Below are 25,802 nucleotides of genomic sequence, written 5' to 3' on the forward strand. Positions count from 1 at the left end.
ATGTCACGATATAACAATTCGCTGAAAATGTAATTTGTCACATCGAAAAAACAGGGTGTTTTATTCTGTCAGTTTCTTCGCCAGTTTCCGGCCAAGCGATTCGAGAATATAGATGACGGGTATTTGTGTGGTGATATCGTACACGCCGCCTATCCGCATCTGAGGGACATGCCAGGAGAGGTTAAAGTCCGCGAGCTTTGCCAGGCGCGAGTGCTCGTGGCTGGTAATGGAGAGCACTTTGCAGCGATGCAGGCTAAACTGGCTGGCAAAGCGCAGGATCTCTTCGGTTTCACCGGATACCGACAGCACAATCGCCAGCGCGTTTTTAGCCATATCATTGGTGACCGGGAAATAAGGATCGTCGATGTGGTTGCTGAATTTACCGATATTCGAAAAGAAGCGTGCGCCATATTTTGCCAGCGAGCCAGACGTGCCCGCGCCGACAAATATAATACGTTCGGAAGATAAAATAATATCGACCGCCTCATCTAATAAAGCATCGAACTCTTCGTTATTAACGCCTTTAAAGAAGCTGATAATTTCACTGGCACCAAAATTTGCCTGCTGAGGTTCGTTCTGCTCTAAATAGAGCTTAAAGCGCACGCGGAATTCAGAGTAGCCTTCGCAGTTGAGTTTGCGGCAAAAGCGCAGGATAGTGGTCGTTGAGACGCCAGCCGCATCCGCCAGCTCGCGGATGGTCATGTACATGACTTTGTCACGATTTTTAATGACATAGTTGTAGACCATCATTTCCAGATTATTGAGACTGGCAATGGCGGCGTGGGTGAACATACTCACAATGGCGAAACTCTCATTCAGACATCCTTTATCCATCATAACATGCAGCAAGTCGGCAGGATCCAATTTTATGCCCTTGATTCTTAATGATTAAATTTTAATGTGAACAAATGTTAGGTGAATAGTTTGTTTATGTTCATGATTTATAGATAAAAATTATGTTTGTGAAATTATTTTAGCTAACAGGTGTTCACTGGAATCATTCTCAGTTAGCATAGACAGGTGATGAATATTCATCGTTAGTTTTCCCGGAGTTTTGTATGGTGAGCAGACCATTAATTGCACAGGGATATTCGCTGGCTGAGGAAATAGCCAACAGTATTAGCCACGGTATTGGCCTGGTTTTTGGGATTGTCGGTTTAGTGTTATTGCTGGTGCAGGCGGTGGATACGAATGCCAGCGCAATGGCCATTACCAGCTACAGTCTGTATGGCGGGAGTATGATCCTGCTGTTCCTGGCGTCGACGCTGTACCACGCTATCCCGCATCAACGGGCCAAGATCTGGCTCAAGAAATTCGACCACTGCGCTATCTATCTTCTTATTGCAGGTACCTACACGCCTTTCCTGCTGGTGGGTCTTAACTCGCCGCTGTCGCGTGGCCTGATGATTGTTATCTGGAGCCTGGCGCTGCTGGGGATCCTGTTTAAGCTGACCATTGCCCACCGGTTTAAGGTGCTGTCGCTGGTGACCTATCTCACGATGGGCTGGCTTTCGCTGATTGTGGTTTATCAACTGGCGATCAAGCTGGCGGTAGGGGGCGTGACGCTTCTGGCCGTTGGGGGCATCGTCTACTCGCTGGGCGTCATTTTCTATGTCTGCAAGCGTATCCCGTACAATCATGCTATCTGGCATGGGTTTGTGCTGGGCGGTAGCGTGTGCCACTTTTTAGCGATTTATCTCTATGTGGGGCAGGTTTAATTTCAGAACGTTGATCTTCTTGCCCCCGCCCTCTCTTCGTGAGAGTAAGCAAAAAAAACGGTAACCGTCAGGTTACCGTTTTTTATCTCGTCGCCGGGCAATGACGCCTTACTCTTCCAGCGAATACGGCAGTGGCTCAATGCTCAGCGTATTGGCATCGTCACGCACGCGGAACACGCTGTCGGCTTCCATATCGTTGTTCATGACGGCCTGAACCAGAAGGCGGCCATCATCCAGTTGAACTGCGGCTAACACCGTGCCGGTACGGCGCCAGTTCTCGCCCATCTTCAGCTCTAAATCTTCACCAGCGTCAGGCACGCGGCTGGCGTGGCCCGCCAGGGTCCACAGTGCGCGTTTGTTGGCTCCGCGGAATTTGGCGCGTGCCACCATCTCCTGGCCGGTATAGCACCCTTTCTTAAAGCTAATGCCACCCAGCGCCTGCAGGTTGGTGGCCTGAGGAATGAACTGCCCGCTGTTTGCGGCGTCAATCACCGGCAGACCAGCTTCAATGTTCAGCGCCAGCCACTGTTGGCTGTTATTAAACTGGGCTTCACCACGCAGCGCCTCGGTGACGCGTTCGGCGGTCGCGGTATCCGTGACTAACAGAAAGCGTTCCGCCGGGTGTTCAAACCACAGGATAGACGTTGCGCCTTCGCTGACGACCTGTTTCTGGGCATCCGGGAGCTCACTGAACAGATTTTTCAGCGCCGCACGGGCCTGGAAGCCTGCCACGCCCAGCAGAACGTGTTCATCATCCGCGGCGATAGTGACTTTTGAGAAGACCGCGTATTTTTTCAGCTCGGTGAGCTGCGCGTCCCGCAGGCTGCGGCGCTCAATAAAGGCAAAACCCTCCTGGCGACGGAACAGGCGCAGGTTGCTCCACATCTTCCCTTTTGGATCGCAGTGTGCGACCAGCAGATGCTGGTGTTCGTCCATCTGGCTGACGTCGGCGGTTACCTGGCCCTGCAGGTATTTTTCGCTGTCTGCACCGGTGAGTGTCGCCAGCGCCCAGTCATCAAGAGTAATAAGCGTCAGCGGCAGACGCGCAGAGGCGGCGGGCTGGCGAGGAGAAAATGGTGTAAAGGCCATAACGATATCCTGAATTGCTTAACGCTTTGATAATGCCTAATGGTAAAAGAGCCTGCTGGCATTGCAAGCGCTTTCAACAGGCCATTTGTGCCATAACCCGGTTATGCGTAGCGCCACGCAAAATAGTGTAATCCGCTGTCTTTATAGGGTTTATTGTGGAAGCGCGCTCGTGGTTCGCAATATTCCAGTAAAGAAACGGTCAAAAACACGTTACACTAGCTGGTGTCCCCGCAGAGAAATCAAGAACACTGGACGGGGTGCCGACTGTGCCAAACGTAATGCAGGAAACAGAACATGGATATTAACAACAAGGCCCGTATTCACTGGGCGTGCCGTCGCGGCATGCGTGAACTTGATATTTCCATCATGCCTTTCTTCGAATATGAGTATGACAGCTTAAGCGATGATGATAAGCGTCTGTTTGTTCGCCTGCTTGAGTCTGACGATCCTGATTTATTTAACTGGCTGATGAATCACGGCAAACCCGCCGACACCGAGTTGCAACGGATGGTGCAATTAATTCAAACACGGAATCAGGAACGTGGTCCTGTGGCAATCTGACCTTCGCGTCTCGTGGCGCTCGCAGTGGATGTCGTTGTTGCTCCACGGACTGGTCGCGGCCTTTGTGTTACTGATGCCGTGGCCGCTTAGCTATACGCCTCTGTGGCTGCTGTTGCTGTCGTTTGTGGTGTTTGACAGCGTGCGCAGCCAGCGCCGCATTCATGCCCGTCAGGGGGAGATCAAATTACTGATGGATTCCCGCCTGCGCTGGCAGGGAAAAGAGTGGGAAATTCTCGGTATGCCCTGGATGATCGCTTCCGGCATGATGCTGCGGCTACGTAGCGTGGACAGCGGGCGTCGCCAGCATCTGTGGCTGGCCGCGGACAGTATGGATAGCGCTGAGTGGCGGGACCTGCGTCGGATGTTATTACAGCAGCTGACGCAGGAGTAATTCGCGTTAGCTGAACTGTTCTGCCATTTCGCCCAGAATCTGCTCACACCAGCTTTGCAGGCGCTCATCGCTGAGATCGTACTGGTTGGTTTCATCCAGTGCCAGCCCGACAAACAGCTGCCCATCGGCAATAATCGGTTTCTTACTGGTGAACTCGTACCCTTCGGTTGGCCAGTAACCGATAAACGTGACGCCCTTCGGTGCCAGTTTGTCGTGCAGCATGCCGAGTGCGTCCAGGAACCACTCACCGTAACCCAGCTGGTCTCCCATGCCGTACATGGCAATGATTTTGCCGTCGAGGTTAAGCGTATCAAGCTGGTCCCAGATGGCTTCCCAGTCTTCCTGTATTTCGCCGAAATCCCAGGTCGGGATGCCGAGGATCAGCACGTCGTACTGCTCCATCAGCGTAAGCGCGTCATCTTTCAGGTTATGCAACGTCACCAGTTCCGGGCCAATGATGTCCCGAATTTTCTCTGCCGCCATTTCGGTGTAGCAGGTGCTGGAACCATAGAACAGACCAATATTCATCGCGTGACTATCTCAATTCTTGCTTTGACTTTGCGCGTAGTGTACCAGAAACCGGTAGCAATCAGGCATAATGGCCTGACTGCAGAATCAAAGGGGCTGATGTGGAAAAGGATCTCGCACTCATCGAACAGTTTCTCGATGCACTGTGGCTGGAGAAGAACCTGGCCGAGAATACGCTCAGTGCCTACCGGCGCGATCTCACCATGCTGGTGGAGTGGCTGGCGCACCGCGGGCTGTCGCTGGCGAACGCACAAAGCGACGACCTGCAGGCGCTGCTGGGCGAGCGGATGGAAGGGGGCTACAAGGCCACCAGTTCCGCACGTTTGCTCAGCGCAATGCGTCGGCTGTTCCAGCATCTCAACCGTGAAAAAATTCGCGAAGACGATCCCAGCGCGCTCCTGGCCTCCCCGAAACTCCCGCAGCGGCTGCCGAAAGATCTCAGCGAAGCACAAGTTGAGAGATTATTACAGTCACCCGCAGTTGACCTGCCGCTGGAGTTACGCGATAAAGCCATGCTTGAGCTATTGTATGCTACCGGTTTGCGTGTTTCTGAACTGGTCGGCCTGACGATGAGCGACATTAGCCTTCGTCAGGGCGTAGTTCGCGTAATCGGTAAAGGAAACAAGGAAAGGCTGGTGCCGCTGGGTGAAGAGGCGGTGTACTGGCTGGAAACCTATCTGGAGCACGGTCGTCCATGGTTGCTTAATGGCGCTTCAATCGACGTCTTGTTCCCCAGCCAGCGCGCACAACAGATGACGCGGCAAACGTTCTGGCATCGCATCAAACATTACGCCACACTGGCGGGTATCGACAGTGAAAAGCTTTCGCCACACGTTTTGCGTCATGCCTTTGCGACGCATCTGCTGAACCACGGCGCCGACCTGCGCGTGGTGCAGATGCTGCTGGGACATAGCGATCTTTCCACGACCCAAATTTATACCCATGTCGCGACGGAACGGCTGCGGCAGCTACACCAACAGCACCACCCACGAGCGTGAGTGCCGACGAATTAGGATCTTATATGAAAAAGTCTTTCGCGCTGTTCACCCTGCTGGCAGCCTCATTTACCGGTTTTGCCCATGCGGATGACGCCGCTATCAAACAGTCTCTGGCGAAGCTAGGCGTCACCAGCAGTGATATCCAGTCTGCACCGGTTGCCGGCATGAAAACGGTTCTGACGAACAGCGGCGTGCTGTACGTGACCGAAGACGGAAAACACATTATTCAGGGGCCAATGTACGACGTGAGCGGTGCACAGCCGGTCAACGTAACCAACCAGCTGCTGATGAAAAACCTCAACGCGCTCGAAAAAGAGATGATCGTTTATAAAGCGGCGCAGGAAAAACACGTCATTACCGTCTTCACCGACATCACCTGTGGCTACTGCCATAAGCTGCATGAAGAGATGAAAGATTACAACGCGCTGGGGATCACCGTGCGTTATCTGGCCTTCCCGCGCGCGGGCGTTGAGAGTAAGCCAGAGCAGGATATGAAAGCTATCTGGTGTGCGAAAGACCGCAACAAAGCCTTTGATGACGCGATGAATGGCAAAGGCGTGCAGCCTGCATCCTGCGACATTGATATCGCTAACCACTACGCGCTGGGTGTGCAGTTTGGCGTGAACGGTACGCCAGCGATTGTCCTGAGCAATGGCTATGTTGTTCCGGGTTATCAGGGACCTAAAGAGATGAAAGAGTTCCTCGACGCGCACCAGAAACAGTTTGGTGGTAAATAATTCGCGTGAAAGCCCCAATAAAACTGCGCCGCCGCGAGGCGGTTGAACTTGCTGATTTGCCTGACGACCTCCCGCCGCTGCTAAAGCGGCTTTACGCCAGCCGTGGCGTGCGTACCGCTGCCGACCTTGAGCGCAGCGTTAAAGGGATGTTGCCATGGCAGCAGTTAAACGGCATCGAAAAAGCCACAGAAATACTCTACAACGCGCTGTGTGAAGGTACGCGCATTGTGGTGGTGGGGGATTTTGATGCTGATGGCGCAACCAGTACCGCGCTGAGCGTGCTGAGCCTGCGCGCGCTGGGCTGCGACAACGTGACATATTTGGTGCCGAACCGGTTTGAAGATGGTTACGGCCTCAGCCCGGAAGTGGTCGATCAGGCCCATGCCCGCGGTGCACAGCTGATCCTGACCGTAGACAACGGGATCTCTTCCCATGCGGGCGTCGATCATGCGCATCAGCTGGGGATCCCGGTGCTGGTTACCGATCACCACCTGCCGGGTGAAACGCTGCCTGCCGCGGAAGCGATCATCAACCCGAACCTGCGCGACTGCGATTTCCCGTCGAAATCACTCGCAGGCGTCGGCGTGGCATTTTATCTGATGCTGGCGTTACGCACGCTGCTGCGTGATAAGGGCTGGTTCGACGCCCGCGGTATTGCCGTGCCGAACCTGGCCGAGTATCTCGACCTGGTCGCACTGGGGACCGTCGCAGACGTGGTGCCGCTCGATACCAATAACCGTATTCTGACCTGGCAGGGCTTAAGCCGCATCCGGGCGGGCAAATGCCGTCCCGGTATCAAAGCGCTGCTTGAGATTGCTAACCGCGATCCGCTCAAGCTGGCGGCAAGCGATCTGGGCTTCGCCCTGGGGCCTCGCCTGAACGCGGCCGGCAGACTGGACGACATGTCCGTTGGCGTCGCGTTGCTGCTGTGCGACAACATTGGTGAAGCGCGCGTGCTGGCTAATGAGCTGGACGCCCTGAACCAGACCCGTAAAGAAATTGAACAGGGAATGCAGGTTGAAGCGCTGACCCTGTGCGAAAAACTGGAACGCAGCGGCGATACGCTGCCGGGCGGCCTGGCGATGTATCACCCTGAGTGGCATCAGGGCGTGGTGGGCATTCTGGCTTCGCGTATTAAAGAGCGTTTCCACCGCCCGGTCATTGCGTTTGCACCGGCTGGTGATGGCACCCTCAAAGGCTCCGGGCGTTCGATTCAGGGGCTGCACATGCGCGATGCGCTGGAGCGTCTGGATACCCTCTACCCGGGTCTGATGCTCAAGTTCGGCGGTCATGCCATGGCGGCAGGTTTGTCGCTGGAAGAGGCGAAGTTCGACGAGTTCCAGCGTCTGTTCGGCGAGCTGGTCACCGACTGGATTGACCCGGCCCTGCTGCAGGGCGAAGTGGTTTCCGACGGCGAACTCACGCCGGTTGAGATGACGATGGAAGTGGCACAGATGCTCCGGGATGCAGGGCCGTGGGGGCAGATGTTCCCGGAACCCCTGTTCGATGGCCGCTTCCGTCTGCTGCAACAGCGCATTGTCGGTGAGCGTCATCTGAAAGTGATGGTCGAGCCTGTAGGCGGTGGCCCGCTGCTGGACGGTATTGCCTTTAACGTCGATACCGCTGTCTGGCCGGACAACGGCGTGCGCGAAGTTGAGCTGGCATACAAACTGGATATAAACGAGTTCCGCGGTAACCGCACCCTTCAGATCATCATCGACAATATCTGGCCAATTTAGCGGCAGTAATCTCTATAAAAAAGGGCGTGGATTCGGTACAATCCCGCTCTTATCACCGCATTTTGACAAGTCCATAAAAGAAAACAGACCATGTTTGAAATTAATCCGGTAAAAAACCGTATTCAGGACCTCACGGAGCGCTCTGACGTTCTTAGGGGGTATCTTTGACTACGATGCCAAGAAAGAGCGTCTTGAAGAAGTAAACGCCGAGCTGGAACAGCCGGACGTCTGGAACGAACCTGAACGCGCGCAGGCGCTGGGTAAAGAACGTTCCTCTCTCGAAGCTATCGTAGATACGCTGGATCAAATGGCTCAGGGGCTGGAAGATGTTTCCGGTTTACTGGAGCTGGCCGTCGAAGCTGACGACGAAGAAACCTTTAACGAAGCCGTGGCTGAACTCGACGTGCTCGAAGAGAAGCTGGCACAGCTTGAATTCCGTCGCATGTTCTCCGGTGAATACGATAACGCTGACTGCTATCTCGATATTCAGGCAGGTTCTGGCGGTACCGAAGCCCAGGACTGGGCCAGCATGCTGATGCGCATGTATCTGCGCTGGGCGGAAGCCCGCGGCTTCAAAACCGAAATCATCGAAGAGTCTGAAGGTGAAGTGGCCGGTATTAAATCTGTCACCATCAAGATTATTGGCGATTACGCCTACGGCTGGCTGCGTACCGAGACGGGGGTTCACCGCCTGGTGCGTAAGAGCCCGTTCGACTCCGGCGGCCGTCGTCACACCTCCTTCAGCTCCGCGTTTGTCTATCCGGAAGTTGACGAAGATATCGATATCGACATCAACCCGGCGGATCTGCGTATCGACGTTTACCGCGCATCCGGCGCGGGTGGTCAGCACGTTAACCGTACGGAATCTGCGGTGCGTATCACCCACATTCCAACCGGGCTGGTGACGCAATGCCAGAACGACCGTTCCCAGCATAAGAACAAAGACCAGGCCATGAAGCAGATGAAAGCGAAGCTTTATGAGCTGGAGATGCAGAAGAAAAATGCTGAGAAACAGGCGATGGAAGATAACAAATCTGACATCGGTTGGGGCAGCCAGATCCGTTCTTACGTCCTTGATGACTCCCGCATCAAAGACCTGCGTACCGGGGTTGAAACCCGTAACACGCAGGCGGTGCTGGACGGCAGCCTGGACCAATTTATCGAAGCAAGTTTGAAAGCAGGGTTATGAGGAACCAACATGTCTGAACAACAAGCACAGGGCGCTGACGCGGTAGTCGATCTTAATAACGAACTGAAAACCCGCCGCGAGAAGCTGGCAGCACTGCGCGAGCAGGGCGTGCCGTTCCCGAACGATTTTCGTCGTGACCATACCTCAGACCAACTGCACGCTGACTTCGACGGTAAAGAGAACGAAGAGCTGGAAGCGCTGAACATCGAAGTGGCCGTTGCTGGCCGCATGATGACCCGTCGTATCATGGGTAAAGCCTCCTTCGTGACGCTGCAGGACGTTGGCGGCCGTATTCAGCTGTACGTCTCCCGTGACGACCTGCCGGAAGGCATCTACAACGAGCAGTTCAAGAAGTGGGACCTGGGCGATATCCTGGGGGCGAAAGGTAAGCTGTTCAAAACCAAGACCGGTGAGCTGTCTATCCACTGCACCGAACTGCGTCTGCTGACCAAAGCCCTGCGCCCGTTGCCGGACAAATTCCATGGCCTGCAGGATCAGGAAGCGCGCTACCGTCAGCGTTACCTGGATCTCATCTCCAACGATGAATCCCGTAAGACCTTCAAGATTCGCTCTCAGATCATGGCCGGTATCCGCCAGTTCATGGTTAACCGCGACTTTATGGAAGTGGAAACCCCAATGATGCAGGTGATCCCAGGCGGTGCGTCTGCACGTCCGTTCATCACCCATCACAACGCCCTCGATCTGGACATGTACCTGCGTATCGCGCCGGAACTGTACCTGAAGCGTCTGGTCGTCGGTGGTTTTGACCGCGTGTTCGAAATCAACCGTAACTTCCGTAACGAAGGCATCTCCGTGCGTCATAACCCAGAGTTCACCATGATGGAACTCTATATGGCGTATGCGGATTATAAAGATCTGATCGAGCTGACCGAATCACTGTTCCGTACCCTGGCGCAGGACATTCTGGGCACCACTAAAGTGCCTTACGGTGAAGAAGTCTTCGACTTCGGCAAGCCGTTTGAAAAACTGACCATGCGCGAAGCGATCATGAAATACCGTCCAGAAACCAACATGGCCGATCTGGATAACTTCGACTCTGCGAAAGCGATCGCGGAAAGCATCGGTATCAACGTTGAGAAGAGCTGGGGTCTGGGCCGTATCGTGACCGAGATCTTCGAAGAAGTGGCCGAAGCGCACCTGATTCAGCCGACCTTCATCACCGAATACCCGGCAGAAGTTTCTCCGCTGGCACGTCGTAATGATGTGAACCCGGAAATCACTGACCGCTTTGAGTTCTTCATCGGTGGCCGCGAAATCGGCAACGGCTTTAGCGAGCTGAACGATGCAGAAGATCAGGCTCAGCGCTTCCAGGATCAGGTTAACGCGAAAGCGGCGGGCGATGACGAAGCGATGTTCTTCGACGAAGACTATGTGACTGCGCTGGAGCACGGTCTGCCACCAACTGCAGGTCTGGGGATTGGTATCGACCGTATGGTTATGCTGTTCACTAACAGCCACACCATCCGTGATGTGATCCTGTTCCCGGCGATGCGCCCGGTGAAGTAAGCCGTTAAGACAATAAAAAAGCCCCGAAAGGGGCTTTTTTATTGCGCCGCGAAGGCCCTGAGCGCGTCGCGGGCGACCGTCGCTTCCTGCACCATCCACGGGCTAAAGCTCCAGGGGGCAGCGTCCAGTGCGCGGAACAACGCTTCCAGCTCGACCCATTCATACTCCATCACTTCATCGTGATTAATATGCAGTTCGCTGGTGACGCGTGCTGCGAATACCGGGCAAATCTCGTTCTCCACGATCCCCGAAGGATCGGCTTCACGATAACGGAACTCAGAGGCGATGGGAGTGATATTGGCGATCTCCGCGCCAACCTCAAAGCGGCAACGGCGGATGATAGCCTGTTCCGTCTTTTCACCAGACTGAGGATGTCCGCAAACGGAGTTGGTCCAGACGCCTGGCCAGGCTTTTTTGCTTAAGGCACGTCGGGTAACCAGACACTCACCTCTGGCGTTAAAAAGCCACGATGAGAAAGCCAGGTGCAGCGGGGTGTGGGCGGTGTGCGCGGCGTACTTTTCCTGAGTGCCAATCACCATTCCCTGGTCATTTACCAAAATAACGTGTTCTTGAATACTCATTGATGCTCCAGTGCCAACGATGCGGATGGCTCAGCACCATCAGCAGCTGCATTATACTGCATTCCTCCATGCGCCGTTTGCTCTCAAGAGCGGAAAAGGGCTGACCCATATCAGTCTGGGCTGGTATCATAGTGCGCCATTCACGCTGACCGAGGATCTGTTTTGTTTGCAGGAAGCCTGACGAGAAATCCCATTACCGCCGTTTTTTGTCTGACGCTGACGCTATTACTGGCAGGCTGTTCAGGAAGCAAGTCGTCGGATATGGGCAGCTATTCCGGCGCGGTCTATACCGTTAAGCGCGGGGATACGCTGTATCGGATTTCGCGCGCAACGGGGACCAGCGTGAAGGATCTGGCGCGTCTGAATAACATCTCTCCACCCTACACCATCGAGGTGGGGCAGAAACTGAAGGTTAACGGTGGCGCGTCTTCAACGAAGAAATCCTCTAAAGGCAAAACAGCTAAAGTGACGCCGTCTTACGCGGTGCCGCAGTCCTCATGGCCTCCGGTCGGCCAGCGTTGCTGGGTCTGGCCTGCCAGCGGCAAGGTCGTGTTGCCTTACTCCTTGTCTGAGGGGGGCAATAAAGGCATTGATATCGCTGCTGCGCGCGGCACGCCAGTCTATGCATCAGGGGCAGGGAAGGTGGTCTACGTCGGCAACCAGCTGCGCGGTTACGGTAACCTGATCATGATTAAACATGGGGAAGATTACATCACTGCCTATGCCCACAACGATACGATGCTGGTGAACAACGGGCAGAATGTGAAGGCTGGGCAGAAGATTGCCACCATGGGCAGTACCGGCACGGACTCGGTGAAGTTACACTTCCAGATCCGTTATCGTGCTACAGCCATCGATCCGCAGCGTTATCTTCCGGCGCCAGGCAGTAAGCCAAAGTGCTAAGTGATTATATAATCGCCATTTAGTTGCAAAGAGGCTTGTATGAAGAGGCGTAAGGTCTATAATGCCTTACGCACCTCAAAGCGGGCGTAGTTCAATGGTAGAACGAGAGCTTCCCAAGCTCTATACGAGGGTTCGATTCCCTTCGCCCGCTCCAGAATCTACCCTTGTGGAACCGTTCGAAAAAAATCCGGTACTTTCAGCATGTTACGCAATAGTGCTTACTAACATGCTTAGGCGTTCTACCATAGTTCACTACTTTGAAACTTGTCACGAATGGTTACTCGGTGAATTGAGAGTGTAGCCAATCGTCGGCGGTGGTTTCCGCGATAGTCCAACAATGAACGCAAAGCCTCTCCTGTGGCATAGTAACATCTCATTGGCAGCAGAACGGCAACAACCTTAGCGCGGGATAAACACGCGTAAAGATGGGACTAACCTGATCGGTAAAGAATCAGGTTCTACCACGGCTTCGATCACCGGAACATAACGATCACCTGATTACCGTTGCCACTGCTGAAAACCTAATGATCTGCCTACGGCGCTTTCGTTGATGTACCCATCACGGCGCTTTATGGCTTCTATTGCCTAAAATCGAGGGAAGGGGAAAAGGCTGAAGGCTTCCAGCCTTTGGCGGTCATCTTACTTTTTTGAAGATGATCAGGATCAACACGGTAGAAATGATGTAACCGAAGAGAGAAACATCAATCAGTCTGTCGTAATACTGTTCAAAATCAGCCCCCACAGCATTACAGGCTTCAATAGTGATCGTTTTTTCGTTGAGTATGTCAGTGTATTTTCTCGTTATCCCATAATCTAATACATTGACCAAAATGGATGCTATGTAGAGGAAAGAGATCGTGATTATGCTTCCCCATCGGATGAAACATTTTGTTCTATTCGTCATCGCTACGTGGCTCTCCAAATCATCTCACCTTTTTGAAAATGAGCAGGATCAGCGGTACGCAGATAGCGAAACCAACAATAGAAGCTAACGCTGAGTCAGAGTGATTTTGCGATAGCTCCTTAACAAACCAGGTGCATTGAGAAGGCGTAAACTCCCCGCCCTGGCTCATTGTCTCTGAAAAGTTAAGCGCGAAGACCAGAGCGAAATATAGCACGATAGCGTAATAGGCTACGCAGAGCAGCGCGATACTCACCCACCTGATCCAGAACTTATTATTTATCATCTTACTTTTTTAAAGATGATCAGAATAAGAGGCACGCAGATCATAAAACCAAAAAAGGCGACATTAAAAACATCATCAGTGGCTTGCATGATCGAGTCTATCGAAGCATGGTACTCTTTTAGTGGGATTGGGCCTGAAAGCCGCATACTTTCACTCTCGCTGAATGCGGAAAAAGAGAAGGTAGATAGCACCAGTGCGATAAAGTAGCAAAGCGATACAATGACAATTCCACCCCATCGGAAAACAGTTTTGCTTCTATTCGTCATCGCCATAAGTTCCCCCTAATACACCACCTACAGTGCCGCCGGAATACGGGGACAATGAATTACCAGTGGCAGCACCTTCCGCTGCAACATGCTGAACTACACCACCGCGAGTTTCCTGGAATGGCTGCAAGTTGCCTGAATTAGGGTATTGTTCTTTGAATACTCCCGTCATCTCAACGACAAGCATTGAGGACATGTCTCCACCTTTTGTGATGAGAAATCTTTGCAGCGATACCGGAACGGTGAAATCTTCTTCGGCTTCAATAGGTAGTTGTGTCGTCGTAGATGTATAACCGTGCTCAAATACCCTTGATCCAGCAAACTTGATCCCCGCAACTGAATGTGTGGTACAGTTGCTGCTAGTAACATCATAGTCATCAATGGTACGGCCTCTCCTTCTTGTAGTTTCTGGCATTTTTGATGTTTGTATGGCTGGTTTACTGCTGTTCCATAGGTCTTCGAAGAACGTTCTTGTCTTCACCGGGTCAGCATCGTCTATGCGGAAAACACGAGCACCCATCTCATAGAGTTCAGAACGATAGTAAACCCTTGCGTCTTCATCTTGCAGGAAGTTAAGAATACCATCTCCCGTAAAGCCTCCACGATTGGTTCTGCCGTAGCGACCATAAGTGTAAAGATAGACATTGTTATTCTCGTGCACTGAAACGAAAGCATGACCTGCGTTTTTGGTTTCAGTCCAGATGTAAACGCCGTTCAATAGCGGGTTATCTTCTGGCTTGCAGGTGTCAGCAAAGCTATCAATTTTAGGATCTGCAATCGGGCCAGGGAGAACGGGAAATTCAACAATGTGAGATTGGGTGGTGTCGGCTTTCACTCGCTCTTTAGAAAATTCGTAAGTGTCGAAGATAGAGGGAATGAAACGTGATTTGCAGGGGCAGGAGCTACGGCTGTGCAGTGTTCCTGCAACCCTTTTACCATGTATTTCATCGTTTTCAAGCCCTCCCACTATGCGGAATCTACCCGCATGTTTACCACATGTCACTTTATGCCCTTCACAGGCCATGTCTTTATCGAAAAACTGATGATCGGTACATCCTTCAATAATCCGACCACCGCAAGCAGTCTTATCGCCCCTGAATAAGTAGTGGCCAATAGCCATTTATTTTTGTCCTTGTATTGGTTTGAAATCCTTAAGTGAAGTGTAGGCTTTTGGTGTTGGCGAGTAAATGAGCAGTTGTAACAAAGTGATAGGCGATTAGCAGGTATGAAATTTTGGTTAAGTTGACCTGCTCCCCATTCATTAACACATCACAATGTAAGTTATATCTGTATAAACCACGTGAGGACATCCCCTTAAAAAAGTGTTTTTTACAAACACATCACCTGTATCCTCCGCCAGACCGAACCGGGGTTTTGCATTGAAACGCTGTCTTAAGGATGCTATTTAAGACGCCATCTTCTGGAACTGATGCAAGAAGTCTGGCGGTATGGAAGTACCCGAAGTGAAGCGGGAAGCCGTGGGCGTTATGTCTGAGTGAGCACGGATTCAGCGATATTTTCATGCCCGGAAAATCATAAATGGCTTGCGGCAGGGCTATAACGAGTACAGACTTCATTTATCGCTTAATGACCAGACTCCATCTTAATTTGTCGCAGGACTGATTTTTAATCAAAAAAAATAGGGGGTAAATTCTTACCGCCTGGTAATAACTCCACCCCTTCAAAAAAATCAGGACTGTTTTGCCGCTTTACTCTGTGGGCAATCGTTGCCGCCCTGCATCACAACTTTTTCACTGCGCGAAGCATCGCCATACATGCATAACGTACCTTCATCGGTATGAATTTGCTCTTTCAGCGGCAGGGACGTTTCCTGGGCGATGGCATAGCAGGAGAGCGCCGGGAAAAGGGTGAGGGCACTTATGAACAGAAAGGTTTTCATCATCTCGCTCCAGAACAGGGATAACGTTTATTGTGTTATCACACCCTTAAGCCGGCAATCGCTGCGTACCCGCTAGCTTTTTTCCATCACCGACTGGCGAGGTGTGAGTTTACCAATCACGGGGGAGAGCTCTGACGTGCGAACAGGTCGGCCATCCACCAGGCTTTTAATGCGCTCAACGCACTGAGTGAGCAACTGATCCATTGGCCACGAGATACAGGTCAGCTGTGGATAGAGCTGGGTTGCCAGAGGCGAATCTTCCAGACTCAGCAGCGATACTTCCTGCGGAACGGAAATGCCAAATTCCCGGAACAGACGCATCGCTTCAGCGGCATAGGCATCACGTTTAACCACAATGGCGGAAAACTTGCTCAGGCTGTTGATAAGCGTCAGCAGCGCCTGTTCAACATCTTCATTCGCCGTTAACACCAGCTGGCGATTAAACGGCAAAGAGTAGTTTTGCAGGACGTTGCGATAGCCTTCCACCATCTTTTTACTGTTGTCATCGTGTTCGCTGTCAATCACCAGTGCGATATTGCGATGGCCCTTGCCCGTCATGTAACGACAGGCGCTTTCCGTCGCAAAGGCAAAGTCATATCCCTGAGGTTTCGCATCCACCACGGGACGATCGAAGGAGATAACATTCTCTGCGCTACCGGCCGCAACCGGCCCAAAGACTACGACAGCAACGCACTGGCGCTGAAGATCATCAACGGTGACAGCCTGCTCAACAGGGTCGTTTACGTACTCTACGATGAGCGTTTTATTCAACGCTTTCATGGCGCGGGAGAGCGCAGGCAGCAAACGTGCTCCGCTGCTTTCATCCTTCGCAGAGAGAACCAGACCAACGTAGCTTGATGACTGACTTGCCAGGTTTTGCGCGGCAAAGCTTGGGCGATAATTAAGCTCTTCTACGGCGCGCAGCACGGCTTCACGGCTCTCTTCGCGCACGCCGCGCGTCCCCGTCAACACGCGTGAGACGGTTGCTCGTGAGACATTGGCTAATCGTGATACATCGTCAATCGTTGGCATAGCATTTTCTGCGTGGTGGGTTTTGGTTATCTTAACATAACCCACCTTAAGAATCTTAGCGCCCCCCACAGGCGGTTTCACGTCTGCGCGGCGTGCAAACCCGGTAGCCACGCCGCGCCACGCACGCCACTGGCGTCGCCGTAACGGGCCGGGACGATACGGGTACGGCAGCTTTCCGAGAAGATGTAGGGCCTGATGGCGGCCGGAAGTTCGTCGTACAGCTGGCTGACATTTGATAACCCACCGCCCAACACAATAACCTGCGGATCAAGAATATTGATCACCGAGGCCAGACTGCGGGCAAAGGCGTCGATAAAGTGGCGCCAGTGGGCCCGCGCGGTCAGGTCTCCCTGGGCCGCCGCTTCAATGATGGCCTGCGCGCTCAGTTCGCTGGGATAACGGCGGGCAAAGCCGGTGCCAGAGATAAAGGTTTCGATACAGTTATGTTTCCCGCAATAGCAGGGCTGCGCCGGACCATCCGTCTCGGGGGCATAGCCAGGCAACGGGTTATGTCCCCATTCGCCAGCGATGGCGTTTGGCCCCTGAAGCAGACGCTTATGTACCGCCACGCCACCGCCGCATCCGGTACCGACAATTACGCCAAAGACGGTATCTGCTTCTGCGCCTGCGCCATCAACCGCTTCAGACAGCGTGAAGCAATCCGCGTCATTGGCTATCCACACGGGCTGATTGAGCTGCTGTGCTAAATCATGCTTCAGGTCGTGACCGTTGAGTACCAGGCAGTTGCAGTTTTTAATTAGCCCGCTCTGTGGGTCGATGGCCCCCGGCAGGCCAATACCGATACTGAATGGCACTTCACTTACCGCGCGCGCTTCGCCGATAAACGCTAGCAGATGGTGCATAAAGGCGTCATAACTTTTTTTTTGCGTCGGACGACGCTCACGCCAAAGGCATTCGCCCTGAGGCGAAAGCAGGATGGCTTCCATTTTTGTGCCGCCAATATCGAGTCCAAGATAGTGCATACGTTCCTCGAAAAGGAGAGGCCAGCGCCTCTCCTGAATGGTTATGCCTGACGAGTGCGGTACAGTTCGATCAGCTCCGTCACCAGTTCTTTCGCCAGAATCGAGGTCATCAAATGATCCTGAGCGTGCACCATCACCAGCGTCATTTTGGTTTTGCCTTCCCCTTCGTCAGCTTCGATCAGTTGGGTTTGCACCAGATGCGCTTCACGGGCGAAGTGCGCCGCCTCTTTCATCCGCGCGTCGGCTGAAGCAAAGTCACCTTTTTTTGCGAAGCCAAGCGCTTCGTAGCAGAGACTGCGTGACTGACCGGCATTGATAATAATGCCCATGACCTGTTCTTCTAATTCCATCAGTAACCTCTGTGTTTTTACTATCAGGCGGACTGTGCCGCTTCTTCAGATTGTTCAACCGCATTTTCATGCTCTTGTTCCAGCAGCTGCTTCTCGTACGCTTTGAGGAACGGGAAGTACATGGCCGCTGAGGTCACCATGCACAGCAGGCAGAGGATCACCGGGCTAAAGCTCCAGTTGGCCGCCCAGGATGCGCCGATAGGGGCAGGCGTTGTCCACGGTGTCATCGAGACCACGCGACTGACCAGATCGAAATCAAGGGCAAAGTAGGCGAGGGTGGCATTGACCATCGGAACCAGCACGAACGGCAGGAAAAAGAGCGGATTCATGATGATAGGGGCACCGAATAAAATCGGTTCGTTGATATTAAACATCCCCGGCACCACGCCCATACGCCCAATGGTACGCAGATGTACCGCTTTGCTGCGCAGCAACAGTAACGCCAGCGGCAGCGTAGAGCCGACCCCGCCAATCAGCAGGTAGTGATCCCAGAATCCCTGAACGTAAATGTGTGGGATCGCCTGACCGGCAGCCATTGCTGCCTGGTTAACCGACAAGTTCGCCATCCAGAATGGGTTCATAATTCCGGTGACAATCAGCGCGCCGTGGATGCCCGCAAACCACAGAACCTGGCACACCAGCACCGAGAGCAGAATGGCAGGCAGCGTATCGGAGGCGGCAACCAGCGGTTTCACCAGCGACATAATCGCTTCCGGAATAATCATGCCGAGCTGAGCCTCAATGAAGAGGTTGAGCGGGTGCAGAGTGACAACAATTGCCAGCACCGGGATCAGAATTTCGAACGAACGCGCAACGCCCGTAGGCACTTCTGGCGGCAGGCGGATGGTAATATTGTGACGCTTCAGGAAGGCATACAGCTCGGTAGAGTAGATAGCCACCAGAATGGCCGTGAAGATCCCTTGCCCGGAGAAATAGGCGGTAGAAATCTGCCCGTCTTTTAACGGCGCAGCCACCAGCAGAAATGCCATCAGCGACAGCATGCCGGCGGTAAGGGCATCCAGATCGTGATGTTTGGCCAGGCTCGCGGCGATCCCGACTGAAATGAAGATCGTCATGATCCCCATGCTGAAGTTGAACGGCAGCATCAGGGCTTCACGGTGATCCAACGAGAATTGCAGCCATGCCCGGGCGAAACCCCAGGACGTGTCGGGTGAGAAGGGCGGGAAAATAAACACCAGCATAAAGGAACCGACGATCATGAACGGCAGGGCGGTGATAAAGCCGTCACGAATCGAGGTCACATACTTCTGCTGCCCGACGGCGCCTGCCATCGGGGTAATTTTCTGTTCAATGACCTGGATAAGTTTCGCGTACAGAGAGCTCATGGGTTTTCCCTTCGTTATTTGTTATCTATCAGGGAGAGGGCGAAATCGAGAACGGCGCCCCCTTTTTGCATGCCGTAATCCATCATGTTGATAGGCTCAACACGGATCCCGTATTTATCAGCTTGTTTCTGAAGATCGCTTTGCATGTACTTCACCTGCGGTCCAAGCAGCACCACCTGATAGTGACCGACCTGCTCGGCGAATTCGGCCACGCCAAACGCTTTGATCTCCGCTTCCAGGCCACGCTTTTGCGCTTCGTCGACCATTTTTTTCACCAGCAGGCTGGTGGACATCCCGGCAGAACAACACAACATGATTTTTTTCATAACGTCTCCTTTGAACTTATGGCTGGAATATAGTCATCATGGAACAAAACGGAAAGCGCTTTCCATTGGTGGATAAGGTAATTGTGACCGCGATCACCTGAGGGAATCTTTCACTTTGTCCGGATGTGCGAGATCATCGCGGCTATTCACGAACTATTAAGGTCGAGTTATGAACATTCATTTGATGAATGTTGCTGTGGATTTGATCGAGCAACGTCTCACGCCAGCAGCCAATATAATCACCAGAAATCAACATATTACCGCGATGCGGGACGGCTTTTCCCTCGCCATGCCTTTTGTGATTGTGGGAAGCCTGATGGTGCCGCTGCTGTTTCCACCGTTCGCCATTTCAAGTGCATCGCGCCTCGGACACGTCTATCTGCTGCTGCGTCCGATGCTGTTGCCAACCTTTGAGCTGACGCTCGGACTGGTGGCGCTGATTGTCGGGTTTGGTGCCAGCGCCAGTCTGGCCAAGCAGTATCAACTGCCGGAACGGCTGTGTGGGCTCACCGGCTGCCTCTCCTTTTTGCTGTTCATTGGCTTTCGGGATAACGGTGCAACGAATATTTTTCTGGGTGGGATGGGGCTTTTCACTGCGCTCATTTCAAGCGCTTACTCTATTGAAATAATAAGGTTTTTCTACAAAAGAGGGTGGTGCATTCGTCTGCCGGAGGAGGTGCCGGTGATGACGCGAAATGGTTTCCAGCTGCTGATGCCGCTGCTGGTGATCATGCTCTCCATTAGCGTAATGAATGCCGTGATGCTGCAGACGACCGGACAAATTTTGCCGCAGCTGATTGGCGAGGCGTTACGCCCGCTTATCGTGGCATCCGATACCCTTACGGCGGTGCTTATCTCCTTGTTTCTGTGTAATCTTTTATGGTTCGTCGGTATTCATGGCGCCCTGATCATTACGGGCATCATGAACCCGTTCTGGCTCACCTATCTGTTTGAAAACCAGCGGGCCCTGGCCGCCGGGGAAGCCGTGCTGCCCCATATTTATCTGCAGGGATTCTGGGATTTTTATCTGCTGATTGGCGGTATCGGCTCTACGCTGCCGCTGGTCTTTATGGCGACGCGAAGCCGATCCCGGCAGTTGAAGAGCGTCGGGAAAATTGGCCTTCTGCCGTCGCTGTTCAACATTAACGAGCCGATATTGTTTGGTTTCCCCGTCATCATGAACCCGGTTTTTTTACTGCCCTTTGTGTTTGTACCGCTGATAAATGCCTGTATAGCTTGGTATTTAACCCAGCTGGGCGTGCTTGATAGAGCCGTCGCCATGCTGCCCTGGTCTATGCCTTCACCGCTGGGCGCAGCCTGGTCGGCGAACGGCAGCTGGAAAAATATGTGCATGTGCCTGTTCGCCTTTTTCAATGCATGGATGCTCTATCGCCCCTTCTTTAAGGTTCATGAACGCCAGTTGATGCAGCTGGAAAAATAATCCCCGCCTCCCTGCTTCTGCCCGTTCCTGATGGGCAGAAGATTATTTCGTGACATTCTTCACAAAAATTTTCTCTTTGATCTTAAATTTGTGATTCAATCCGGCAAACATGGAAAGCGCTTTCCGTTTGTGGATGTACATTTCCAGATTTGATCCTTACATTTCCCCTGCACGTTTAACCGTGAAAATAAAAATTCAAAGGGAACCTATGCAAACGTTAATGAAATCAATACCTCTGTCCTTGATTGCTCTTACTGTCATCAGCGGTTATGCCAGCGCCGATGAGAAATATGATTTCGCCCTCCATGGCTATTTACGCTCGGGTATTCTTGCCAATAGCGATGGCAACCGGGTCGATTCGGTGGGTCTGATGCCTGACGGGAAATGGCGTCTGGGTAACGAAGAAGATACCAAAATTGAGCTGATCCCGACGGTAACGCTGAAGTCGGATTCAGGCGCAGTCGCACGTATTCAGGCCAACCTGACGCACCAGACCAAATGTACCGCCGACTGGAACTGTACTGACGATGATGGCAAAGAGACCCAGTTCCGCGAAGGGTTTGCTGAATTAACGAATCTCGATTTTGCCCCGGACATGACCTTCTGGGCCGGTAAACGCTACAGCAGCTCCAACCTTTCCAGCCACCAGTTCGACTGGGAGTACATTCAGTACAACGGAACCGGGGGCGGGTTCGATAACCTGGACTTAGGCTTCGCGCGCTTTGATGCGGGTGTGTATGCCTTCTCGACCACCGACGAAGCCAAAGCTTATCCGGTAGATCTGGGGGATCAGGGCTATCCGGACGACTATTCGCTTAACCTGTGGTTTAAAAAGATCGGCGGCACCGGGCTCGACGTCGAACTTATCGGCCACCACATGAACCGCAATGAAAACCATCCTACCTCGGCTGAGAAGGGGTACGGCGTGACCGCGCTGTACAACTTTGACAGCTTCTACGGCCTGACCAACGGATACTCCCGCATCGCTTTCCAGTATGGCAAAGGCCTGGCCGCCGCGGATTCGCTGGGTAAAAACGGCTGGGGCTGGGCAAACCTTGAGGATACGCAATCCTGGCGCGTCGTGCTGGACAGCATGGCCAACCTGGGTGACGTGGAAGTATCGACCTTTGCGTTTTATCAGAAAGACAAAAACTACCGCTGGTGGACCAACGACGATGACGGCTGGGGACGTTCCATGTGGGTCGCGGGTATCCGTCCGTATCATCAGATAACCAAAAACTTCGCCATGCAATATGAGGTGGGCTACGAATATCTGGATGATAAAAACTACATGGGCGTAAACGGTAAAGGGAAAGGTGGCCTGACCAAGGTGACCATTGCGCCGACCCTGACCTTTGATTCAGGTTTCTGGAGCCGTCCGCAGCTGCGCTTCTTTGCCACCTACGCAAAATGGGATAAAGGCGTCTCGGATGCGATGGACAGAAATTACGACTGGAGCACTGGCACCCTGAGTCCGGGGGGATATTCACGTAGCGGCGATACCGATACGCTGAATTTTGGTGTGCAGGCTGAAGTCTGGTTCTGAGGAGAAAAGAGATGGCTTTCCCGATTCGAAAACTGCTTCTCGTCTCCTTACTCTCCGCGCTGGGAAGCGCGGGGGCTCTGGCGGCCGAGCAATCCCATTTTGAACACTTTATTACTCGCGATGGCGCAGCGTTAAAAGATGGCGATTGTAGATTCAATCTGTCAATGCAACACCCCTTTCAATTATCTCTTTCGGTGTTTTGAACTTCAGTGTCTTTCTCGGTCTGTTGTTTAGCTGAGCAGCAACCAGATCTAGTTCATGTTGAGTATATTGGGCAAGACATGTCTTTTTAGGAAAGTACTGCCGAATTAGCCCATTTGTGTTCTCATTTGTTCCCCGCTGCCAAGGACTCTGAGGATCGCAGAAGTAAACTTTAACGCCGGTGCTGACAGTAAATTCTAGATGTCTGGCCAGTTCCATTCCTCTGTCCCATGTCAGTGATTTTCTGAGTTCTGACGGTAAACTCAGGAATTTGTCGGTAAGAGCCTGATTTACTGAGACAGAATCTTTGCCCCTGAGTCTAAGGATGATCGTATAACGTGATTTTCGGTCTACAAGTGTGGCTATATGAGAGTTTTTTGTACCTGAGACTAAATCGCCCTCCCAATGCCCCAGAGAGCGTCTGTTATCGATATTTCGGGAACGTTCGTGAATTGGTGTTCCGTTCACTATGTTAATCGTACCTCTTTCGCCTTTGCGGGTATGACGCCTGCCATGGCGAAGGCTATGCGACCGTCGCAGATGCTGTATATTCAGGTGGTGTAGCGCTTCACGGCTACGAAAGTACAGCGTTTTATAAATTGTCTCAGGTGATATTCGCAGCGTTTTTTGACGTGGTTTTGTTCGCCTTAACCATCCTGATATTTGCTCTGGAGACCATTTCATCTCCAGCTTTTCCAGAACAAGCTTTCGCAATGGTAAATTTTGATCCAGTAAGCACGGTTTTGGCCTTTTCGCCATTCTGTTGGCTCGGTTATTAGCATCAACAGCTTTGTAATAGCGTCTGCCCCGATTACGCTGAACTTCACGTGAGATCGTCGAAGGACTGCGATTCAGCGCAGTAGCTATCGCACGAATGCTCATTTTGGCTGACAAACCAGCTCGTATCTCCTCGCGCTCAGACAGTGTCAGGTGAGCTACAGCCCGCTTACGCTCATGGGGTTTTATGCCGCCAGTATCCCTTAACATAGTGAAGATCGTTCCGGGTTTTGAACCCAGGATATTCGCTATTTCACTGAAGCCTGTTCCGTTCTTCCATAGTTCAAAAACAGAGGCTTTTTCCTCTGCTGTAAATGTTCGTCTCATTCAAAAAACCTCCGCAACCCCATGTTTTCACATAACTGTTGCGTTGACCAATTGAATCTACAATCGCGTCTTTCGCTTCGCCGGGATCCACGCCCCGGAGCTGCATCGTATAGAAGATGACGCGCGCGGAACCTGTAAGGCGGATCCGCGCGGCTGGGGGCAATACTTTAGATGGCCGACTGCTGAAGAGCAGGAGAACTGGATCAAAGCGCTGGTGCAAACCGGTGCTAAAGCACAGCGCGTATATGTGCTTTCCGTGCAGCAGGAAAATGATGCTGCCTGCGGACGTGAGACACATATTCTGGCACCGGCAACGCCGGACGGCATGCCGCGGCTGAATGAAACGGCCATGAAAGTGTATGACAACATGATTGCCGAGGCGGATAAGCAGGGGCTGCGCCTGATTCTGCCGTTTATTGACCACTGGTGGTGGTGGGGGGGACGCGAACAGCTGGCCGCGTTTTATCATGAAAAGCCGGAAGATTTTTATCGAACCGACAGTAAAACCTACCGTGCTTATCAGGATGTGATCCGTCAGGTGATTACCCGTACCAACACCATTACGGGACGCCATTACTACGATGAAAAGGCGATCATGGCCTGGGAAACGGGTAATGAGCTGGAAAACACCAACGCTGATTTCCTGCAGAAAACGTCGGCCTGGATCCGCAAGTGGGCGCCCCATCAGCTTGTCGTCGATGGTACCTATAAAAAGGTGAATGATTTCGCGCTCAACGATCCGAACGTCGACATCATCAGTAACCACTATTACACCAATGCCGAGAACAACCACCCCGAGCAGGTTCGCAACGATCTGGAGGCGATTGGCGGCAAAAAGGTCTATCTGGTTGGCGAATTTGGTCTGCTCGATCAAAAAGACCTTAACACTATCATGCAGGCCATTGTGCATACCGAGGTCAATGGCGCGCAGGCGGCGGGGGGCTTTATCTGGGGCTTCCGTGGTCATCGCCATGATGGTGGTTTTTACTGGCACAAAGAGTTTACCGGGCACTACAGCTACCATCTGCCTGGCTTCCCGGTCGAGGGCAAAGCAAACCAGGAGATGGAGGTCGTCAATCTGGTGCGAACCGCCTCGGCGCAAATGGCGGGGCTGAGCAAGGCGCCGGCTCTGCCGGTCCCGGAAGCGCCTAAGCTGCGCGAGAGCAACTCACCGTTTGCCATTAACTGGATGGGGTCTCCCGTCGGGCGTTATTACGATGTGGAGAGAGCGACTCAGCCACACGGCCCGTGGACCCGCGTTGGTCAGGATATCTCTGACGGCAAAAATGAGTGGGATCCGGCAAAAATGGATCTCTTCCGTGATGACTATCGCAGCCTGACGCTGGGCCAGACTTACTACTACCGGGTGATCGCAAAGAACGAAAGCGGTCAGTCTGCGCCTTCAAACGTGATTCGCCTTGAGCATACGCAGAAAAACCTGCCGCCGGTCATCACTCTGCAGGAGGCGCTCTCTACCACCGTGGATAAAGGCGTTCAGCTCACCGCGGCCTGGCAGGATGACAATCTGCCGGAGCCGAAGGTCAGCGTGGCATGGCATCACGAAGGCAAGGATAACGTCCACTTTTGTGACAGCACCAAAGCGGAAACCCGTGCCTGGTTCTCGGCTCCCGGTGACTATGCGTTGACCTTTACCGCTGACGATGGACTGCTGAAAAGCAGCAAGACGGTAAACGTTAGCGTGAAGGCCGCGGCGGGACCCGTGCCGGCGGACTACTGTCATTTTGGCGGCGGAACGCTGGACGTCAGCAAGGGGAAACTGAACATCACCAAGAGCGATAAAGATACGTTAGCGATTGGTGAAGACGGTTTCCTTGGTCCTTTTGCCAATGACGGAGACAGCGTGACCTGGCAGGTTAACGCCCCCTGGGACGGTAAGTTTGCCCTGCACGTGAAATTTAACGGCAAATGGGGGAGTAAGAAAAACTCGTTCATTGTGAACGGCGGAACGCCGGTGAGCATTGAATTCCCGCAAACGGATGAGAAAGGCCAGACGATGATCGTACCGGTCACGCTCAGGGCAGGGGACAACACCATTAGCTTTGGCAAGTTCTCTGGCGACTGGGGATATATGTTCATCAAATCAATTGAAGTCACTGCAGAGTAGTTATTTGGCTGCCCTGTTCGGGGCAGCCCTTTTT

27 protein-coding genes, 1 tRNA gene and 1 pseudogene are annotated in these 25,802 nt (G+C 52.8%); 15 read left to right on the forward strand and 14 right to left on the reverse strand.

Annotated elements, in window-relative coordinates; genetic code table 11:
- Positions 1-60: 60 nt before the first annotated feature.
- On the reverse strand, positions 61-792 hold the full coding sequence (locus HV157_RS18825; protein WP_020883729.1) for a MurR/RpiR family transcriptional regulator: 732 nt from the start codon (positions 790-792) through the stop codon (positions 61-63).
- Between the two features lie 266 nt (positions 793-1,058).
- On the opposite strand from HV157_RS18825, the gene HV157_RS18830 reads away from it, so the two are divergent.
- Positions 1,059-1,718, forward strand: coding sequence for a hemolysin III family protein (locus HV157_RS18830; RefSeq protein ID WP_014171517.1), 660 nt, complete (start codon positions 1,059-1,061; stop codon positions 1,716-1,718).
- A 108-nt stretch (positions 1,719-1,826) separates the two neighbouring features.
- Here HV157_RS18830 and ygfZ read toward each other — a convergent pair whose 3' ends face one another.
- Positions 1,827-2,807 carry a tRNA-modifying protein YgfZ gene (gene ygfZ, locus HV157_RS18835; protein ID WP_020883730.1) on the reverse strand — a complete coding sequence of 327 codons (981 nt, stop codon included), beginning with the start codon at positions 2,805-2,807 and terminating at the stop codon, positions 1,827-1,829.
- Between the two features lie 294 nt (positions 2,808-3,101).
- Between ygfZ and sdhE the strand changes: the two genes are divergently transcribed.
- Both sdhE and HV157_RS18845 read left to right on the forward strand, forming a co-directional pair.
- Positions 3,102-3,368: an FAD assembly factor SdhE gene (gene sdhE, locus HV157_RS18840; protein WP_003863437.1), complete on the forward strand. Its 267-nt coding sequence runs from the start codon at positions 3,102-3,104 to the stop codon at positions 3,366-3,368.
- Entirely contained in the window at positions 3,349-3,759 is a 411-nt protein-coding gene (locus HV157_RS18845; protein WP_014171514.1) for a protein YgfX, read from the forward strand. Before sdhE ends, HV157_RS18845 begins: the two co-directional genes overlap by 20 nt.
- Positions 3,760-3,765: 6 nt before the next feature.
- Here the strand turns inward: HV157_RS18845 and fldB are convergent, their stop codons facing one another.
- Positions 3,766-4,287: a flavodoxin FldB gene (fldB, locus tag HV157_RS18850; protein WP_014171513.1), complete on the reverse strand. Its 522-nt coding sequence runs from the start codon at positions 4,285-4,287 to the stop codon at positions 3,766-3,768.
- A gap of 101 nt (positions 4,288-4,388) precedes the next feature.
- Between fldB and xerD the strand changes: the two genes are divergently transcribed.
- The 5 genes from xerD to lysS all read left to right on the forward strand — a co-directional run bounded on the left by xerD (position 4,389) and on the right by lysS (position 10,477).
- Entirely contained in the window at positions 4,389-5,285 is an 897-nt protein-coding gene (gene xerD, locus HV157_RS18855; RefSeq protein ID WP_014171511.1) for a site-specific tyrosine recombinase XerD, read from the forward strand.
- Positions 5,286-5,308: 23 nt separating this feature from the next.
- On the forward strand, positions 5,309-6,022 hold the full coding sequence (dsbC, locus tag HV157_RS18860; RefSeq protein WP_020883731.1) for a bifunctional protein-disulfide isomerase/oxidoreductase DsbC: 714 nt from the start codon (positions 5,309-5,311) through the stop codon (positions 6,020-6,022).
- Between the two features lie 5 nt (positions 6,023-6,027).
- Positions 6,028-7,761: a single-stranded-DNA-specific exonuclease RecJ gene (gene recJ / locus HV157_RS18865; RefSeq protein WP_113656427.1), complete on the forward strand. Its 1,734-nt coding sequence runs from the start codon at positions 6,028-6,030 to the stop codon at positions 7,759-7,761.
- A 90-nt stretch (positions 7,762-7,851) separates the two neighbouring features.
- Positions 7,852-8,950, forward strand: a protein-coding gene (prfB, locus tag HV157_RS18870) for a peptide chain release factor 2 (protein WP_104440355.1) whose coding sequence is annotated in 2 segments (ribosomal slippage) — positions 7,852-7,926 and positions 7,928-8,950 — 1,098 coding nt in all. Because the reading frame shifts where the segments join, the coding sequence is not laid out codon by codon here.
- Positions 8,951-8,959: 9 nt separating this feature from the next.
- The gene (gene lysS / locus HV157_RS18875) at positions 8,960-10,477 is read left to right on the forward strand and encodes a lysine--tRNA ligase (RefSeq protein WP_025203283.1); all 1,518 of its coding nucleotides are present in this window, start codon (positions 8,960-8,962) and stop codon (positions 10,475-10,477) included.
- 38 nt (positions 10,478-10,515) lie between these two features.
- Here the strand turns inward: lysS and idi are convergent, their stop codons facing one another.
- Positions 10,516-11,058 carry an isopentenyl-diphosphate Delta-isomerase gene (idi, locus tag HV157_RS18880; RefSeq protein WP_020883734.1) on the reverse strand — a complete coding sequence of 181 codons (543 nt, stop codon included), beginning with the start codon at positions 11,056-11,058 and terminating at the stop codon, positions 10,516-10,518.
- A 25-nt stretch (positions 11,059-11,083) separates the two neighbouring features.
- Here idi and HV157_RS18885 point away from each other — a divergent pair, with 25 nt between their 5' ends.
- The 3 genes from HV157_RS18885 (at position 11,084) to HV157_RS18895 (ending at position 12,115) form a co-directional block, all read left to right on the forward strand.
- Complete coding sequence (locus tag HV157_RS18885) at positions 11,084-11,239, forward strand: hypothetical protein (protein WP_153852832.1); 156 nt, start codon at positions 11,084-11,086, stop codon at positions 11,237-11,239.
- Positions 11,221-11,961: an amidase activator ActS gene (actS, locus tag HV157_RS18890; protein ID WP_014171504.1), complete on the forward strand. Its 741-nt coding sequence runs from the start codon at positions 11,221-11,223 to the stop codon at positions 11,959-11,961. The genes HV157_RS18885 and actS overlap by 19 nt, the downstream gene beginning before the upstream one ends.
- 80 nt (positions 11,962-12,041) lie before the next feature.
- A tRNA-Gly gene (locus HV157_RS18895) sits at positions 12,042-12,115 on the forward strand.
- A 769-nt stretch (positions 12,116-12,884) separates the two neighbouring features.
- On the opposite strand, the gene HV157_RS26450 is transcribed toward HV157_RS18895, so the two are convergent.
- The 3 genes from HV157_RS26450 to HV157_RS18905 are packed head-to-tail and all read right to left on the reverse strand — an operon-like array spanning position 12,885 to position 14,534.
- Positions 12,885-13,148, reverse strand: a complete 264-nt coding sequence (locus HV157_RS26450) for a hypothetical protein (RefSeq protein WP_322415234.1) — start codon at positions 13,146-13,148, stop codon at positions 12,885-12,887.
- Positions 13,145-13,420 carry a hypothetical protein gene (locus tag HV157_RS18900; protein WP_182268825.1) on the reverse strand — a complete coding sequence of 92 codons (276 nt, stop codon included), beginning with the start codon at positions 13,418-13,420 and terminating at the stop codon, positions 13,145-13,147. Before HV157_RS18900 ends, HV157_RS26450 begins: the two co-directional genes overlap by 4 nt.
- Entirely contained in the window at positions 13,404-14,534 is a 1,131-nt protein-coding gene (locus tag HV157_RS18905) for a PAAR domain-containing protein (RefSeq protein WP_182268826.1), read from the reverse strand. The genes HV157_RS18900 and HV157_RS18905 overlap by 17 nt, the downstream gene beginning before the upstream one ends.
- Before the next feature lie 368 nt (positions 14,535-14,902).
- Between HV157_RS18905 and HV157_RS26290 the strand changes: the two are divergent.
- A pseudogene (locus tag HV157_RS26290) lies at positions 14,903-15,021 on the forward strand (integrase core domain-containing protein); the annotation flags it as partial.
- A gap of 83 nt (positions 15,022-15,104) precedes the next feature.
- Here the strand turns inward: HV157_RS26290 and HV157_RS18910 are convergent.
- From HV157_RS18910 to HV157_RS18935, 6 genes are all read right to left on the reverse strand, one after another.
- Complete coding sequence (locus tag HV157_RS18910) at positions 15,105-15,317, reverse strand: hypothetical protein (RefSeq protein WP_181216166.1); 213 nt, start codon at positions 15,315-15,317, stop codon at positions 15,105-15,107.
- A 69-nt stretch (positions 15,318-15,386) separates the two neighbouring features.
- The gene (locus HV157_RS18915; protein WP_025203317.1) at positions 15,387-16,346 is read right to left on the reverse strand and encodes a LacI family DNA-binding transcriptional regulator; all 960 of its coding nucleotides are present in this window, start codon (positions 16,344-16,346) and stop codon (positions 15,387-15,389) included.
- A gap of 77 nt (positions 16,347-16,423) precedes the next feature.
- Complete coding sequence (locus tag HV157_RS18920) at positions 16,424-17,329, reverse strand: ROK family protein (protein ID WP_032678914.1); 906 nt, start codon at positions 17,327-17,329, stop codon at positions 16,424-16,426.
- A 41-nt stretch (positions 17,330-17,370) separates the two neighbouring features.
- Complete coding sequence (locus HV157_RS18925; protein ID WP_254915524.1) at positions 17,371-17,703, reverse strand: PTS lactose/cellobiose transporter subunit IIA; 333 nt, start codon at positions 17,701-17,703, stop codon at positions 17,371-17,373.
- Complete coding sequence (locus HV157_RS18930; RefSeq protein ID WP_014171498.1) at positions 17,703-19,025, reverse strand: PTS sugar transporter subunit IIC; 1,323 nt, start codon at positions 19,023-19,025, stop codon at positions 17,703-17,705. Before HV157_RS18930 ends, HV157_RS18925 begins: the two co-directional genes overlap by 1 nt.
- 14 nt (positions 19,026-19,039) lie before the next feature.
- Positions 19,040-19,351: a PTS sugar transporter subunit IIB gene (locus HV157_RS18935; protein ID WP_014171497.1), complete on the reverse strand. Its 312-nt coding sequence runs from the start codon at positions 19,349-19,351 to the stop codon at positions 19,040-19,042.
- A gap of 169 nt (positions 19,352-19,520) precedes the next feature.
- Here HV157_RS18935 and HV157_RS18940 point away from each other — a divergent pair, with 169 nt between their 5' ends.
- On the forward strand, positions 19,521-20,792 hold the full coding sequence (locus tag HV157_RS18940; RefSeq protein WP_182268827.1) for a PTS transporter subunit EIIC: 1,272 nt from the start codon (positions 19,521-19,523) through the stop codon (positions 20,790-20,792).
- A 208-nt stretch (positions 20,793-21,000) separates the two neighbouring features.
- Entirely contained in the window at positions 21,001-22,338 is a 1,338-nt protein-coding gene (locus HV157_RS18945) for a carbohydrate porin (RefSeq protein ID WP_025203318.1), read from the forward strand.
- 153 nt (positions 22,339-22,491) lie between these two features.
- On the opposite strand, the gene HV157_RS18950 is transcribed toward HV157_RS18945, so the two are convergent.
- Positions 22,492-23,643 (reverse strand): IS30-like element IS30 family transposase, encoded by a 1,152-nt coding sequence (locus HV157_RS18950; protein WP_001254932.1) that lies wholly within the window; start codon positions 23,641-23,643, stop codon positions 22,492-22,494.
- A 55-nt stretch (positions 23,644-23,698) separates the two neighbouring features.
- Here HV157_RS18950 and HV157_RS18955 point away from each other — a divergent pair, with 55 nt between their 5' ends.
- Positions 23,699-25,768 (forward strand): CBM35 domain-containing protein, encoded by a 2,070-nt coding sequence (locus HV157_RS18955; RefSeq protein WP_182269137.1) that lies wholly within the window; start codon positions 23,699-23,701, stop codon positions 25,766-25,768.
- Positions 25,769-25,802: the final 34 nt, after the last annotated feature.

The organism is Enterobacter sp. RHBSTW-00318 (genome assembly GCF_014101375.1).
Lineage (GTDB): Bacteria > Pseudomonadota > Gammaproteobacteria > Enterobacterales > Enterobacteriaceae > Enterobacter > Enterobacter ludwigii.

Coding starts and splice junctions, on each gene's coding strand:
- HV157_RS18825 (WP_020883729.1), bottom strand. CDS start 792: ATGTTCACCCACGCCGCCATTGCCAGTCTCAATAATCTGGAAATGATG.
- HV157_RS18830 (WP_014171517.1), top strand. CDS start 1,059: ATGGTGAGCAGACCATTAATTGCACAGGGATATTCGCTGGCTGAGGAA.
- ygfZ (WP_020883730.1), bottom strand. CDS start 2,807: ATGGCCTTTACACCATTTTCTCCTCGCCAGCCCGCCGCCTCTGCGCGT.
- sdhE (WP_003863437.1), top strand. CDS start 3,102: ATGGATATTAACAACAAGGCCCGTATTCACTGGGCGTGCCGTCGCGGC.
- fldB (WP_014171513.1), bottom strand. CDS start 4,287: ATGAATATTGGTCTGTTCTATGGTTCCAGCACCTGCTACACCGAAATG.
- dsbC (WP_020883731.1), top strand. CDS start 5,309: ATGAAAAAGTCTTTCGCGCTGTTCACCCTGCTGGCAGCCTCATTTACC.
- lysS (WP_025203283.1), top strand. CDS start 8,960: ATGTCTGAACAACAAGCACAGGGCGCTGACGCGGTAGTCGATCTTAAT.
- idi (WP_020883734.1), bottom strand. CDS start 11,058: ATGAGTATTCAAGAACACGTTATTTTGGTAAATGACCAGGGAATGGTG.
- HV157_RS18885 (WP_153852832.1), top strand. CDS start 11,084: ATGGCTCAGCACCATCAGCAGCTGCATTATACTGCATTCCTCCATGCG.
- HV157_RS26450 (WP_322415234.1), bottom strand. CDS start 13,148: ATGATAAATAATAAGTTCTGGATCAGGTGGGTGAGTATCGCGCTGCTC.
- HV157_RS18900 (WP_182268825.1), bottom strand. CDS start 13,420: ATGGCGATGACGAATAGAAGCAAAACTGTTTTCCGATGGGGTGGAATT.
- HV157_RS18905 (WP_182268826.1), bottom strand. CDS start 14,534: ATGGCTATTGGCCACTACTTATTCAGGGGCGATAAGACTGCTTGCGGT.
- HV157_RS18910 (WP_181216166.1), bottom strand. CDS start 15,317: ATGATGAAAACCTTTCTGTTCATAAGTGCCCTCACCCTTTTCCCGGCG.
- HV157_RS18915 (WP_025203317.1), bottom strand. CDS start 16,346: ATGCCAACGATTGACGATGTATCACGATTAGCCAATGTCTCACGAGCA.
- HV157_RS18920 (WP_032678914.1), bottom strand. CDS start 17,329: ATGCACTATCTTGGACTCGATATTGGCGGCACAAAAATGGAAGCCATC.
- HV157_RS18930 (WP_014171498.1), bottom strand. CDS start 19,025: ATGAGCTCTCTGTACGCGAAACTTATCCAGGTCATTGAACAGAAAATT.
- HV157_RS18935 (WP_014171497.1), bottom strand. CDS start 19,351: ATGAAAAAAATCATGTTGTGTTGTTCTGCCGGGATGTCCACCAGCCTG.
- HV157_RS18940 (WP_182268827.1), top strand. CDS start 19,521: ATGAACATTCATTTGATGAATGTTGCTGTGGATTTGATCGAGCAACGT.
- HV157_RS18945 (WP_025203318.1), top strand. CDS start 21,001: ATGCAAACGTTAATGAAATCAATACCTCTGTCCTTGATTGCTCTTACT.
- HV157_RS18950 (WP_001254932.1), bottom strand. CDS start 23,643: ATGAGACGAACATTTACAGCAGAGGAAAAAGCCTCTGTTTTTGAACTA.